Origin of the sequence: Hyphobacterium indicum (assembly GCF_003129605.1) — a bacterium.
In the GTDB taxonomy this organism is placed as follows: Bacteria; Pseudomonadota; Alphaproteobacteria; order Caulobacterales; family Maricaulaceae; genus Hyphobacterium; species Hyphobacterium indicum.
The window spans coordinates 116,736-129,600 of the sequence record NZ_QBDX01000004.1 but is presented as its reverse complement, the minus strand read 5'-3'; the positions used below and the strand labels follow the sequence as shown (position 1 = coordinate 129,600).

The 12,865-nt window shown below is 60.9% G+C and carries 13 protein-coding genes; 11 read left to right on the top strand and 2 right to left on the bottom strand.

Features of this window, described 5'->3' with window-relative positions:
• The first annotated feature begins 20 nt into the window (after window positions 1-20).
• Both DBR16_RS08565 and DBR16_RS08560 read left to right on the top strand, forming a co-directional pair.
• Window positions 21-1,508: a tetratricopeptide repeat protein gene (locus DBR16_RS08565; RefSeq protein ID WP_109260853.1), complete on the top strand. Its 1,488-nt coding sequence runs from the start codon at window positions 21-23 to the stop codon at window positions 1,506-1,508.
• Between the two features lie 149 nt (window positions 1,509-1,657).
• Window positions 1,658-2,269, top strand: coding sequence for an energy transducer TonB (locus tag DBR16_RS08560; protein WP_161539449.1), 612 nt, complete (start codon window positions 1,658-1,660; stop codon window positions 2,267-2,269).
• A 48-nt stretch (window positions 2,270-2,317) separates the two neighbouring features.
• Here DBR16_RS08560 and DBR16_RS08555 read toward each other — a convergent pair whose 3' ends face one another.
• Both DBR16_RS08555 and DBR16_RS08550 read right to left on the bottom strand, forming a co-directional pair.
• The gene (locus DBR16_RS08555) at window positions 2,318-4,588 is read right to left on the bottom strand and encodes a S9 family peptidase (RefSeq protein WP_233347692.1); all 2,271 of its coding nucleotides are present in this window, start codon (window positions 4,586-4,588) and stop codon (window positions 2,318-2,320) included.
• A gap of 73 nt (window positions 4,589-4,661) precedes the next feature.
• Window positions 4,662-6,002: an MFS transporter gene (locus DBR16_RS08550; protein WP_233347690.1), complete on the bottom strand. Its 1,341-nt coding sequence runs from the start codon at window positions 6,000-6,002 to the stop codon at window positions 4,662-4,664.
• Between the two features lie 22 nt (window positions 6,003-6,024).
• Here DBR16_RS08550 and DBR16_RS08545 point away from each other — a divergent pair, with 22 nt between their 5' ends.
• From DBR16_RS08545 to DBR16_RS08505, 9 genes are all read left to right on the top strand, one after another.
• Window positions 6,025-7,116, top strand: coding sequence for a DUF2336 domain-containing protein (locus DBR16_RS08545; RefSeq protein ID WP_109260851.1), 1,092 nt, complete (start codon window positions 6,025-6,027; stop codon window positions 7,114-7,116).
• Window positions 7,117-7,226: 110 nt separating this feature from the next.
• Window positions 7,227-7,709 carry a Na+/H+ antiporter subunit E gene (locus DBR16_RS08540; protein WP_109260850.1) on the top strand — a complete coding sequence of 161 codons (483 nt, stop codon included), beginning with the start codon at window positions 7,227-7,229 and terminating at the stop codon, window positions 7,707-7,709.
• Complete coding sequence (locus DBR16_RS08535) at window positions 7,709-8,023, top strand: monovalent cation/H+ antiporter complex subunit F (RefSeq protein ID WP_109261808.1); 315 nt, start codon at window positions 7,709-7,711, stop codon at window positions 8,021-8,023. Before DBR16_RS08540 ends, DBR16_RS08535 begins: the two co-directional genes overlap by 1 nt.
• Window positions 8,023-8,382, top strand: coding sequence for a monovalent cation/H(+) antiporter subunit G (gene mnhG / locus DBR16_RS08530; RefSeq protein WP_109260849.1), 360 nt, complete (start codon window positions 8,023-8,025; stop codon window positions 8,380-8,382). The genes DBR16_RS08535 and mnhG overlap by 1 nt, the downstream gene beginning before the upstream one ends.
• On the top strand, window positions 8,379-8,942 hold the full coding sequence (locus DBR16_RS08525; protein WP_109260848.1) for a DUF4040 domain-containing protein: 564 nt from the start codon (window positions 8,379-8,381) through the stop codon (window positions 8,940-8,942). The genes mnhG and DBR16_RS08525 overlap by 4 nt, the downstream gene beginning before the upstream one ends.
• The gene (locus DBR16_RS08520) at window positions 8,939-9,382 is read left to right on the top strand and encodes a Na(+)/H(+) antiporter subunit B (protein ID WP_109260847.1); all 444 of its coding nucleotides are present in this window, start codon (window positions 8,939-8,941) and stop codon (window positions 9,380-9,382) included. Before DBR16_RS08525 ends, DBR16_RS08520 begins: the two co-directional genes overlap by 4 nt.
• The gene (locus tag DBR16_RS08515) at window positions 9,382-9,879 is read left to right on the top strand and encodes a cation:proton antiporter subunit C (protein ID WP_109261807.1); all 498 of its coding nucleotides are present in this window, start codon (window positions 9,382-9,384) and stop codon (window positions 9,877-9,879) included. Before DBR16_RS08520 ends, DBR16_RS08515 begins: the two co-directional genes overlap by 1 nt.
• Window positions 9,879-11,408, top strand: coding sequence for a monovalent cation/H+ antiporter subunit D family protein (locus tag DBR16_RS08510; protein ID WP_109260846.1), 1,530 nt, complete (start codon window positions 9,879-9,881; stop codon window positions 11,406-11,408). Before DBR16_RS08515 ends, DBR16_RS08510 begins: the two co-directional genes overlap by 1 nt.
• Window positions 11,405-12,865, top strand: coding sequence for a proton-conducting transporter transmembrane domain-containing protein (locus DBR16_RS08505; protein ID WP_109260845.1), 1,461 nt, complete (start codon window positions 11,405-11,407; stop codon window positions 12,863-12,865). Before DBR16_RS08510 ends, DBR16_RS08505 begins: the two co-directional genes overlap by 4 nt.

The following is a 12,865-nucleotide window of genomic DNA, read 5'->3' as shown; positions in this document are numbered from 1 at the left end:
AGGAATGCAGAGGAAGCGTGATGATTAATCGGATTTCCTTCTTGATTGTGGCTGCCGCATTCGCCTTCGTTGCGGTGGCTCCAAGTGCCGATGCGCAACGCAGAAGCCGGAATGACGAACAGCAGGGCAGTGCAGAAGACCGCACCATGTCTGCACAAATGGGTGAGCCGATCCTTGCGGCCCAGGAGTGTATCGACGCTGATAATATGACCTGCGTGATCAACACGCTGACACCGCTCCTCGGACGCGGACCGAATCCCTACGAGCAATTCGTGATCTACCGGATGCGCGGCGTTGCCTATTACAATCAGGACCGCACTGACCTCGCCATCCGCGATTTTGAAGCGGCACTGGCCACCGGTGCGGCCACGCCGGATGAATCGACTTCTCTGCGGACGAATATCGGTCAGCTATATATCGTGACCGAACGCTATACAGAGGGCATAAACCAGCTGGAGCGTGCGATTTCGGAAGGGGCGAATCTGACGCCCAGCCTGGCCATGCTTCTGTCGCAAGCCTATGCACAGGCCGAGCGCTTCCGCGAGGGACTGCGCTATGCCCAGCACCAGTTCGACAATGCCAGTCCGCGTGAACGCCGGAATTTCGACATGCTGCTTTTGTATTTCCAGCAGCTTGAACGGACCGAGGACCAGCTCCGCCTGATCACCCAGATGGTCGAGCGCTGGCCGGGCGAACGCAATATCTGGACATCACTGGTGGCGCTGATGGCGCAAACCAATAACGAGTCCGGCGCGTTTGAAGCCAACAAGCTGATGTATCTCAATGGCATGCTGAGCGATGAGCGGGAACTCGTCCGGCTTGCCCAGTATTACAGCTATTTTGAGTATCCCTACCGGGGGGCTGTGATTCTGGAACGCGAAATGAATGCCGGCCGGGTCACACGGTCCCGCGAAAATCTGGAAATCCTTGCCAATATGTGGCGTCAGGCCCGCGAATATGAACGGGCGATTCCGGTTCTGGAGGCCGTTGCCGAACGCGGCGATGGCGAGGACTATCTGCGTCTCGGCGAAGCCTATTATCAGGAGAACCGGTTGGCGGAGGCTGAATCGGCCTTTGAATCGGCCCTGGCGCGCGGCGGCATCAGCCGCCCGGGTGATACCCAGGCACTGCTTGGCACGGTGCGGTATGAACAGGGAAATCGTCAAAGCGCTCTGCAGGCTTTTCGCGGCTGTACACAGTATTCTTACAGCCGGCGGACATGTAGCGGCTGGGTGACCTTCATCCAGAATGAAATCAATGCCGAATCCGAGCGCGCCCGTCTGCGCATCCGGGTCGAGGTCGAGGAGTGCCGGATCACGATCAATTCCGAGCTCGTCAATGTCACGATTGTGGGTGATGCCCGCAATTTCGATGATGAGGGCCGCGCCATGGTCGAGGTGCCGGAGCGCTGCCAGCCTTACTTCAACACCTATGGCGATCAGATCGGCGGACCGGGCTTCGAACAGGCGGCTGCCGAAACCGAAGAAAGCGAAACCGAAGCCGGATAATCACGGTTGTCAGGTTTTCATTTCATCAAACCCCGGTCTTCGGACCGGGGTTTTTCTTTGCGCAAATGGCCATGATGCGGACGCAACTTTGCCGTAATCTTACGGAAAGTTCATGTTTGGGGCAGGGGGCACATCTAGGGGAGTGCCCGATGCAATCAATCCTGAGAACATCACTCAGCCTGCCAGTTGCGGCCGTGATCACGGCTTCGCTGGCTTTTTTCATGGCCTATCTGATCTCGGTGGAAGGCGAGCCGGGACCGGATATCGCCGAGCTGACCTTCGACCTGTTCCCGCGCGTTGACCCAATCGACCCGGTGCAACCGCCCGTTTTGACGCCGGTGGACCCGGTCGCGCCGCCACCACCGCCACCGACCATCGATGTTCAGACGTCGCAATTGCCAACGGATGATTTCGTGATGATGGCGGGCACCATACCGGGCCTAGAAGTCGACAGGATCGATCAAGGTCCAACGAGCTTCAACATATCCGACAGGGATGTGCAGCCACTCGTGCGTATCCCGCCCGTCTATCCTGCCCGGGAATCGGAGCGCGGGATCGAGGGCGATTGCGTCCTGCAATTTGATGTCACGGTCCAAGGATCGCCGGTCAACATTCAGGTTCTGGACTGTGCGTCACCCGGCTTTGCGCGGGAGTCCATCCGGGCGGTCGAGCGCTGGCGTTACAATCCGCGCGTCCGCGATGGCGTGCCGCAAATGTATCACGGGGTGCAGACCCGCCTGGAATTCAATCTGAACGACTAGGGGACAGCGGATGTGGACCGGGTGTTTTTACACCCGGTCCAAACGCCTTTATTCGGCTTCGGCTTCCGCGTCGGCAAGACCCACGGTCATCAGGGCGAATGCCCAGTTCTCGGCGGTCTCGCGCAAGCTGTCGAAGCGGCCCGAAGCGCCGCCGTGACCGGCGCCCATATTGGTGCGCATGAGCGTCAGGCCGTCATCGACACGCGTGGCCCGAAGACGCGCCGCCCATTTGGCCGGCTCCCAATAGGTGACGCGCGGATCGGTGAGGCCGGCCGTGGCCAGGACATGCGGATAATCGATGGCCGCGATGTTATCGTACGGGCTGTATTCCGCGATGGTGTCATAGGCTTCGGCGTCCTCGATCGGATTGCCCCATTCGGGCCATTCCGGCGGGGTGAGCGGCAGCGTGGGATCCGACATGGTGTTGATCACATCCACAAACGGTACGGCGGCAATCGCACCGGCGAACAGGTCCGGTTGCAGATTGATCGCTGCGCCCACCAGCAGACCGCCCGCGGAGCCGCCATAGGCGACGATATTGCCGCGCGAGGTGAAGCCTTCGCTGGCCAGTGCTTCTCCCGCAGAAACGAAGTCGCGGAAAGTGTTCATCTTCAGACCGAGCTTGCCATCCAGATACCATTCATAGCCACGCGCCTGACCGCCCCGTATATGGGCAATCGCATAGACCATGCCGCGGTCAACAAGTGAGAGCGGCGTGACCCGGAAGGCGGCCGGTATGGTGATGCCATAGCTGCCATAACCATAGAGCATCAGCGGCGCGGAACCGTCGATCGGCGTGTCGCGGTGATGGAGGATGGTGACCGGGATCATCTCACCATCATGGGCTGGAGCCATGATACGCCGCACGACATAATCGTCCGGATCGTGACCGGAGGGGATTTCCTGGCGCTTGCGCAAGACACGCTCGCGTGTCGCCATGTTGTAATCATAGGTCTCTTCGGGTGTCGCCGGGCTTTCGTAGCTGAAGCGCATCTCGTCGGTGGCAAATTCATAACCGGCATCGATACCCAGCGAGTAGGCTTCTTCCTCGAAGGCGATATTGTGCTCCTCGCCGGTGTTGAGATTGCGGATGACGATGCGGGGCAGGGCGTTTTCCCTCTCGACCCGGACCATCCAGTCGCGGAATCCCATCAGGCCGGTGATCAGCGTGCCGGGACGGTGTGCGACCACCGTCTCCCAGTTTTCACGTTGCGGCGCGTCCAGGGGCGCGCGCATGATCTGGAAATCGACGGCGCCATCCAGATTGGTCAGGATAAAGAATCCGCTGCCGGTTTCGGTGAGCGAATACTCGACATCCGTTTCCCGGGCGGCGACCAGCAGGGCCTCCGCTTCCGGATTATCGGCGTCGATCAGGTGAACCTCGCTGGTCGTGTGGCCGGATGTGGAGATGGCGATATAGCTGTCGCCTTCTGTGCGTCCGACATTGACGAAGAAACCGTCATCCGCCTCGTCGAATATCATCGTGCCTTCGGATTCGCTGCGGTCCTGACGCCAGACCTGCTTGGAGCGGCCATTGGCATCGCGCCAGACCCAGAACAGGGTCGCGGAATCATTCGCCCAGGTGAAATTCCCGGTGCTCTCATCCGTCAATGTGGCCACGTCCTCGCCGGATTCCAGGTCGCGGATGCGGATCTCGTAATATTCGGAACCGCGGGTATCGACGCCATAGGCCAGCCAGCGGTGGTCCGGGCTGTGGTCGATATTGCCGAAATCGAGATATTCGATGCCGTCGGCCTCCGCATCGCCATCCAGCAGGATCTGCTCCTCTCCGGCTTCACCGGTTTCGGGATCAAGCGGGCGCCGCGCATAGATTGGATACTGTCCGCCCTCGCGGAAACGGGAATAATATTCAAAATTGCCGTCGCGGTCGGGAACCGAGGAATCGTCTTCCAGAATACGGCCACGGATTTCCTGGAATATACGCTCCTGCAAGGCCTCGGTCGGAGCCATGACCGCTTCATAATAGGCATTCTCGGCTTCCAGATGGGCGCGGATATCCGGGTTGAGCACGGACGGATCGCGCATCACTTCCTGCCAGTTATCATCACGTAGCCAGGCATATTCGTCGGTCCGGGACCGGCCCAGTTGTTCAATCGTGACCGGGCGCTGTTCGGCGGCGGGCGGCGTGATCGACTGGGCGCGGGCAATCAAATTCATATTCTGGGTCTCTGTGCTGGTTTCGCTGGCTTGTTCCGGTTCGGCCGTGTTGCCCGGAGCCGGTTCGCTGCAGGCTGACAAGAGGGCGAGAGCGGCCACGCCGGTCAGGGCGCGGGTGTGAAAGGTATTCATGAGGGTCATGACTCCATGCTTTCCGTTTGAACATACTATCGCGCGTGCGGGCACGGCTGACCATGTTGACTGACAGCTTGGCTCAGCTTTTCCGGCGCACGGACAGGATGGGCGTGAAAACAGAGATCAGGAGCAGCACCAGCGCCAGCCCGGCCATCGGGATGAGGACGGAGTCCCGCGGTCCGAGCGCCGCAACGACAAATCCCATCATCGCGGCGCCAGCGGGCATGCCCCCGAACAGGCCGAGCTGATAGACGGACATGATACGGGCCAGCATTTCGGTTGGCGCGTTTTCCTGCACGACGGAGCGGCTGAGCGAGATCGCCACGCCTGCTCCCAGCCCCCAGAAGAAGTCGAGTGCATAAAGCCCCGCCAGCGGTATCGGAAGGGCGAGACCACCCAGGCTGATCACCGTTACCAATTGGGCCAGCATGACGGCGCGTCCCGGCCGCTCGATATGGCTCATTCTGGCGAGCAGGGCATTGGCGATGAAAGCGCCGATCCAGAAGACCACAAGCAGGCTGGACAAGGTGCCATAGCCGGCACCGTAGACATCGCGGACCAGTACCGGAATAACGACGAAAAACGCACCACCAACAACAAAGAAGCCGACGGCCACCATGACGCCGGTCATGGAACCGATCACGGGTGACCGGAAGACCGTTCTGATGCCTTCGACCAGGTCCTGCATGGCGTGGGTCGCCGCCGTGCGTCTTGCTTTCAAGCGCGGCAGTCCGATCGCGGCGAAAACGCCGAGCAGGAAGCCGCCGGCCTGCAGAAAGAGCAGCGGGCCCGGCCCCGTCCACCGCGCCATATATCCAAAGCCCATGCCGGTGATCTGGCCGGCAAACTGGACCAGCGAGGCAATCACGACCGCTTTCTGAAGGGTGATCGGCTTGCCCGACCGGTTGGCGATCTCGACCACGCGATTGATTGCCGAATCCCGCGCCGGAAGAACGAAGGCACCGCAAGATCCAACGGCAATCGCATACATGACGAGCAGCCAATAGGTCAGTCTGCCGGACATAAGAAGCGCACCAAGGGACGCGGCAAACAGCGCCGCGAGGGCATAGAACAGGATCAAAATCCGCCGCCGTCCCCGCCGCTCGGCCAGTACACCCGCGGCGGGCAAGAGGAGCAGCATGGGCGCGGTGAGGGCCATCTGGGCCAGCCCCAGGCGCTCAGGCGATTCCTGCAGTGTGAAATAGACGACCCCCGGAAACAGCGTGGTCTGAAGTCCGAATCCGAAAAACCATCCGGCGACGATCACCAGATATGCGGCAAAGGGTGCCGGGCTCTTTCGCGATTCCACTTTTGCCATTCCGCCCCCCGGCGAAGCCTTGAAGCCGAGCTTGGCCAGCGCGGTCTCCGGGCGCAAGGCGTCATGGCACCGCACACGCTTGTTTAACGCCTTAGCAGGCATTTTCTGACCAACAGGCGATGTGATGAATACACCGGAACCTCTTACCCTGACCGAGACGGCGGCTGAAACCGGCCGCGCGCGCGCCACGATGGCGCGGCGCCTGGCGGATATCATCTGTCTGCCCTCCAGCATTATCAGCCCGCAGGAACGCTGGATTGTGGGCGATCTGCTGCACGAGATTCTGCGCAACAGCGATGCCCGAATCCGCCGGCGTTGTGCCGAGCGCCTCGCCGAAATCAGTGATGCACCGGCCAATATTGTCAAATTGCTCGCAGCCGACGAAATCTCGATAGCATCGCCTCTGCTGGACGCTTCTGAAGCGCTGTCCGACTTCGACCTCATGGAGATCAGCCGGTTGGGAACGATTGACCACCGCGTGATGATTTCATCGCGCGAATCGGTGTCGGAGACCGTGACGGCCGCACTGGCGTCCATTGGCGAGCCCGCGGTCATCACTGCGCTGTTGAAAAACCACAATGCCCGCCTTGCGCCGCCAACCGTCAATCACATCGTGGCGCTGGCCGAGGACGAGTCGCGATACGTGCCAGCCTTGCTGAAACGGCAGGAATTGCGGCCCCGTTCGGCCTTGCAGTTGTTCTGGCATTGCGATCATGAACACAGAAAGCAGGTGCTCCAGCGGTTCGCAGTTGGCCGCTCGCTGATGATCGAGGCAACAGAAGATGTGTTCGCCATGGCGGCGGCAGAAAACTGGGCCGACCCGCTGGTCAATCGCGCCCTGAAATTCGTTGACCGCCGGCAACGCAATCGCCAAGCCTCGGATGATTGCGAATACGGGTCGATGGAAGGGCTGATCGCCCAGATCCATGCGCGCGGCGCGGAACCCGGCCTGGTCGGCGAGCTGGGCTTGCTGGCGGGTATCAGCGATTCGCTTGTGGTCCGAATCTGTTCGGATCCGGGGGGCGAGCCGCTGGCGATCCTGAGCAAGGCGACCGGCGCGGACCGCGATGTCCTGATCCAGCTGTGTGAAGGATTGGGCGGTACCGAGGGGCTGCAGCGTGCAAAGACTGTTTTTGACGGGCTTTCCGTTGAAAAGGCACAGACTGTCCTGCGCTATTGGGACTGGGCCAAGGCCGGAGAAGACCGCCGGAAATAACCCCACAAACATTCGTGTGCAGGAATCCGAGTGAAATACTGGCCAAGCCGGATAGGCGTGGTTAAAAGCCTCCGCATCGGCGCGTTCGCGCCCGGCATGCGGGAGGAAGCATGATTTACGGGGTCAGCCTCAGTCTGGTGCTGGCATTGCTCTGGTGGGTTTTGTCCGGTTACGACAAAATCACTCTGCTGGCCTTCGGGGCAGTGAGCGTTGTGATTGCCATGGTGCTTGTGCTGCGCATGCGGATTCTCGATCGCGAGACCGTTCCGTTCATGCGACTCCACACGCTGATCCCCTATTATATATGGCTCGGCAGCGAGATCGCGAAAGCCAATATGGCGGTGGTCAAGGCATCACTGAAGCCTGAGATCGATATCACGCCGCGTCTCGTCCGGGTCCCGGTGAAGGCCGACTCCGATCTGGCGCGGTGTGTATTTGCAAACTCGATCACGCTGACACCGGGCACTGTGACCGTCGAGATCGAGGAGGACGCCTTTCTGGTGCATGCGCTGGATGCGTCTTTCACCGCGCCTGAGGGTTTTGCCGAGATGAATCTTTATTCCGCCCGCGCCACCGACGGAGATGCAAAATGATGGAGTGGGCCAATCTGGGTGCGGCTCTGGCGATGGCTCTGGCCATGGCGATCATGCTGGGGCGCCTGTTCGCCGGGCCGTCGCTTTATGACCGCGTGCTGGCCGCCAATTCCTTCGGCACCAAGACCGTCCTCTTATTGTTGATTTTCAGCCTGCTTGTCGGCCGTGCGGACGGGGTGGATATCGCGCTGCTTTATGCATTGATCAACTTCATTGCGACCATCGCCATCCTGAAATTCTTCCGCTACCGCTCCCTTGAAATTGCGCTTGCGCAAATGTCGCTCCGCCGCGCCATTGATGGGGATGATGACTGATGGATATTCTGCTTCTGATCCGCGATTTCGCCAGTATCGCCCTGATGGCGGTCGGCGTCATTTTTGTCCTCGCAGGGGCGATCGGTGTCGTGCGTTTGCCTGATTTCTACACGCGCATGCACGCGGCGGGCGTGACGGATACGCTGGGCGCGGAAATGATCGTGCTGGCGCTGATGCTGCAGGCTGGCTTTACACTATTGTCGGCGAAATTGTTGCTGGTCGGCTTCATCCTTTTCCTGACCAGCCCGACTGCAACGCATGCTGTCGCCAATGCGGCGCATCGCGCCGGGCTCAATCCGCTGTTGTCCCGGCACCAGCCGCCGCATCCCCGCGATGCTGAATCAGGGGAGAAGCCGTGACCGAATTCGATTGGACTCAGCTGCTCGATTATGCGCTGATGGGCATGTTGCTGGCGGTGGGCATTGCCATTGTCCGCCTGAGAAACCTGTTTGCCGCCGTGATGTTGATGGGCGTTTACAGCCTGCTGTCGGCTGCCTGGTTCGTGACGCTGGACGCGGTCGATGTGGCGTTCACCGAAGCGGCCGTCGGTGCCGGTATTTCCACGGTCCTGATGCTCGCGGCAATGCTGTTGACGGCGCGCGAGGCCGAGCCGGTGAAAGCCATCCGGCACTGGGCGGCACTGATCGTGGTGTCGGTGGCGGGGGCCGCATTATTCTATGCGGTTGGTGACATGCCGGTCTATGGCGATCCCAATTCACCCGCGAATTCCTATGTCGGCATGGATTATATCACATCAACACCCAACGAAATTGCCATTCCCAATGTCGTGACAGCCGTTCTGGCCAGCTATCGCGGCTTTGATACGTTCGGCGAAACCGTCGTGATTTTTGCCGCCGGGCTTGGCGTGATGCTGCTTCTGGGACTGAATTCCGGAAAGAAGAAGGGAGATGAGGAATGACCCCGCATCTGGTCCTTCGTGTCGTTTCCAAGCTGTTGATTCCACTGATTGTGGTCTTCGGGCTCTATGTCCATTTCCATGGCGATTACAGTCCCGGCGGCGGCTTCCAGGCCGGCGTGATCGTTGCAGCAGCCGTCATTCTCTATGCACTGATTTTCGGGATCGACAGCGCCAAGCGCGCGGTGCCGACCTGGTTTGTGAAATTCATGGCGGCCCTGGGCGTGTTGCTGTTTGGCGGCACAGGTGTGGCCTCCCTTATCCTCGGCGCCAATTTCCTCGATTATGATGTTCTGCATCCGGATCTAGCGCACCATACCGGCCAGCATATCGGGATCATTCTGGTCGAGCTGGGCGTTCTTTCCACCGTGTTCTCGGTAATGATGGCCATTTTCTATGCCTTTGCCGGCCGCGCGCCGGACATTCCGGAAGGAGAATGGTGATGATCGAGCTCGTTGCCGAACGATTCAATTTCATCATCGTCATCATCCTGATGATGACCGGCCTGTATGCAGTTGTCGCCACCGGAAATCTGGTCAAGCGGCTTGTTGGCCTGTCCCTGTTCCAGACCTCGGTCTTCCTGCTCTACATCACGATCGGCAAGGTGTTCGGGGGGCAACCGCCCATTCTGCCGGAATATTCCGGCGGGTATGACAGCAGCAGCTCTTATGACGGAGATGCCGGCCTAGCGGCAGGGCACGGGGCCGAGGCCGCCGGAAGCGCTGTACCGCAGGGCGAAGCCGTGCAGCAAACGGCGGAAGCCATCTATTCCAACCCGTTGCCGCATGTGCTGATCCTGACCGCGATCGTGGTGGGCGTGGCCACCCTGGCTGTTGGTCTGGCTTTGGTTGTGCGGATCCGCGAAACCTATGGCACGATCGAGGATGAGGCCATCAATCAGGCGGATTATGCCGTTGAGAACGCTAGGAGAAACGCCTGATGGAGTTTCTGGCTTCGCTGATTCCGCCGTCCCTGTCGGCGCATGCGCCTGCGGTGATCGTTGTGACGCCGCTGTTGATGGCGGCGGTGGCCGCCCTGATGCCGAATGGCCGGCTGGGCTGGGCTGTCACGCTGATTTCAACCGTGTTCGCGGCCCTTCTCGCACTCTCGCTTATCGTGGAGGTCCAGTCCGCTGGTGTGATTTCCTATGCGATGGGCGGATGGGCGCCGCCGGCCGGGATTGAATTCCGCATCGATGCATTGAATGCCGTTTTGCTGCTGGTGATTGCCGCGCTGGGCCTGCTCAGCGTGATCTATGCGCTGCCAAGCGTCGCCGACGAGATTGCGGAGGACCGGCAAGCCCTGTTCTATTCCGCCTTCCTGGTGTGTTTTGCCGGACTCGTGGGGGTCGCGATTACCGGCGATGCCTTCAACATGTTCGTGTTCCTCGAGATTTCGTCGATCTCGACCTATGTGCTCGTCGGGATGGGGGCGAACCATGACCGCCGGGCACTGACCGCTGCCTATAATTATCTCGTGCTCGGAACGATCGGTGCGACCTTCTTCGTGATCGGCGTCGGCTTCCTCTACATGGCCACTGGTACGCTGAACATGGCCGATATGGCGTCACGCCTGCCGGACCTGTCCGACAGCCGCGTGGTGCAGGCCGCATTTGCCTTCATCATCGTCGGGCTGGGGCTGAAGGCCGCCATGTTCCCGCTGCATCTCTGGCTGCCCAACGCCTATGCCTACGCGCCGAATTTCGTCACATCCTTTCTGGCATCGACGGCCACGAAGGTGGCTTTCTACACGCTGGTGCGCTTCCTGTTCGACGTGTTCTGGCCGGAAGCGCCTTTCGTGGCGGTCAGCTTCCTCTGGGTGTTCGCCATCCTTGGTATTGTCGGCATGATCGTGGCTTCGGTTCAGGCCGTCTTCCAGGATGATGCAAGGCGGCTGCTGGCCTTCTCGTCGGTGGCGCAGGTCGGATACATGATGCTGGGGCTCGGCATCGGCACGGCTGCCGGCGTCTCGGCGGGCATGCTCCACCTGGTCAATCATGCGATGATGAAAGGCGCTTTGTTCATGGCGCTGGGGGCCTTTGCCATCCGCTTCGGAATCCGCCGGATCTCCGACCTCAACGGCTTTGCCCAGTCCATGCCGTTTACCTCCATCGCCTTTACCATTGCGGGTCTCAGCCTCGTCGGCGTGCCGATGACGGTCGGTTTCTGGTCGAAATGGTATCTCGGCGTCGCCGCGCTTGAAAACGGCTGGTGGTGGGCGGTTGCCGCGCTGATCCTGTCCTCGCTGATCGCGCTGGCCTATGTCGCCCGCATGCTCGCCGCGATCTGGGTGGCCGAACCCCATCATGACAAGGCAGGGGCGATCGCCCATGCGCGCGCGCCTTGGCTGATGCTGGGGCCGCTCTGGGTGCTGGCGATTGCCAATATCTGGTTCTTCTTCCAGCCCGACTTCCTGGTGTCGCTGACGAATGCGGCGGCGCAAGCTGCCCTGTCAGGAGCGACACGATGAGCTGGACGCCTGAAATTGCGATGATAGCCGCCCTGCTTATCCCGCTGGCCGGCGGGGTGTTTGTCGGCCTGCTCGGCAAATACCCGAATCTGCGCGAGGGCGCGACGCTGACGGCGGCAGTCCTGCTGGCGCTGAATGTGGCCTATCTGGTTTCGGTGACCGGTGCGCGTCCGGAGCTGATCTACGAGATCGGCTCGACGGGCCTGTCCTTCGGGCTGAAGCTGGAACCGCTGGGGGCGCTGTTTGCCGCGGTCGCGAGCGGGCTGTGGATAGTCAACTCGCTCTATTCGATCGGCTATATGCGCGGGAACAAGGAAAAGCACCAGACCCGCTTTTTCGTGTTTTTCACCATTGCGATTGCCTGCGCCATGGGCGTTGCGCTGGCGTCCAACCTGTTGACCATGTTCCTCTTCTACGAGGCGCTGACGCTGTCGACCTATCCGCTGGTCGCCCACAAGGGTGACGACAAGGCGCGGCGCGGCGCGGCCATCTATCTGGCCATCCTGCTGGGGACCTCCATCGGATTGCTGCTGCCGGCGATTATCGCCACGCAATTCATTGCCGGATCGACCGACTTCACGGTGGGCGGATTGCTGAATGGCGAGGCCTCGCCGCTGGTGGCCAGCGTGCTGCTCGTCCTCTTTGCCTTCGGTATCGGCAAGGCCGCGCTGATGCCGGTCCACCCCTGGCTGCCGAATGCGATGGTGGCACCGACACCGGTGTCCGCCCTGCTGCACGCGGTCGCGGTGGTGAAGGCGGGCGTGTTCGCGATCCTCAAGGTCAGCACCTATATTTTCGGGCCGGAGCTCATCGAGTCCGCCCCGGCGTCGGACTGGCTGGCCTGGATTGCGGCGATTTCCATCGTGCTGGCCTCGATCATTGCGATGTCGAGCAACAATCTCAAACGCCGGCTGGCCTTCTCGACGGTGAGCCAGCTGTCCTATGTCACGCTCGGCGCGATGATCGCCGCGCCGCTGGCGCTGCTGGGCGCAGCCCTGCAGATCGTCATGCACGCCTGGGGCAAGATCACGCTCTTCATGTGCGCGGGAGCCATCTACACGGCGAGCAAGAAGACCGAGATTTCCGACATGCGCGGCCTTGGCCGGTTGATGCCCTGGACCTTCGGGGCCTTTGCGGTGGGGGCTTTCGCGATTATCGGCCTGCCACCCTTTGGCGGGATGTGGCCGAAACTCTATCTGATGATGGGCGCGGCGAGCACCGGCCAGCTGGCGCTGATCGGCGCGCTGATCCTGTCATCGATCCTGAATGTGGCCTATCTGCTGCCGATTCCCGGCCGCGGCTTCTTTGACCCGGCCCCGAAGGAAGCCCTGAAACAGCGCGGCCCTCTGCTGGTGGTGTTGCCGCCGGTCATGACCGCGGCGGGCGTCACCGTGCTGTTTTTCCTGATCGGACCCCTGACTGAATTCCTGGCCCCCGTTTTCGGGGTGGAGCTTTAA